This window comes from Paenibacillus wuxiensis (genome assembly GCF_040195695.1).
Classification (GTDB): Bacteria; Bacillota; Bacilli; order Paenibacillales; family Paenibacillaceae; genus Paenibacillus_B; species Paenibacillus_B suaedae.
Window position 1 is genome coordinate 1 of the sequence record NZ_JBEFZI010000045.1, and the last position, 565, is coordinate 565.

Genomic DNA, 565 nt, shown 5'->3' on the forward strand with positions numbered 1-565 from the left:
TAGCCGTATCGGAAGGTGCGGCTGGATCACCTCCTTTCTAAGGATTTTGTCTCCTGCGACGGAGACACAAGGAAGCAAAGCTTCCAAACCAAACGATTGCTCGTTGTCAGTTTTGAAAGAACATCTCTTTCAATCTGTTTGGTGGCGATGGCGGAGGGGTTCCACGCGTACCCATCCCGAACACGACCGTTAAGCCCTCCAGCGCCGATGGTACTTGGACCGCAGGGTCCCGGGAGAGTAGGACGTCGCCAAGCAGAGCATATATTGCTCATAAACAGTCCTTGTTGACTGTGATGAGGGCCCTTAGCTCAGCTGGTTAGAGCGCACCCCTGATAAGGGTGAGGTCGGTGGTTCGAGTCCACTAGGGCCCACCATATAAACTTTATATCCCATTATGGGGCCATAGCTCAGCTGGGAGAGCGCCTGCCTTGCAAGCAGGAGGTCAGCGGTTCGATCCCGCTTGGCTCCACCAAATAAGTTTTACAACATTGTACCTTGAAAACTGAATCGCGAAAGTAAAGTGTCTTAGAATCATCCTTTTAGTTGATATACGCTCAGCAATGAG

General features: G+C 51.2%; 2 tRNA genes and 1 rRNA gene. All 3 read left to right on the plus strand.

Annotated features, from left to right (window positions below):
* Nucleotides 1–137 precede the first annotated feature (137 nt).
* Nucleotides 138–254 (plus strand): 5S ribosomal RNA (rrf, locus tag ABN764_RS29505).
* A gap of 43 nt (nucleotides 255–297) precedes the next feature.
* Nucleotides 298–374 (plus strand) — tRNA-Ile (locus ABN764_RS29510).
* A gap of 22 nt (nucleotides 375–396) precedes the next feature.
* Nucleotides 397–472: transfer RNA gene (locus tag ABN764_RS29515), tRNA-Ala, on the plus strand.
* The last annotated feature ends 93 nt before the right edge of the window (nucleotides 473–565 follow it).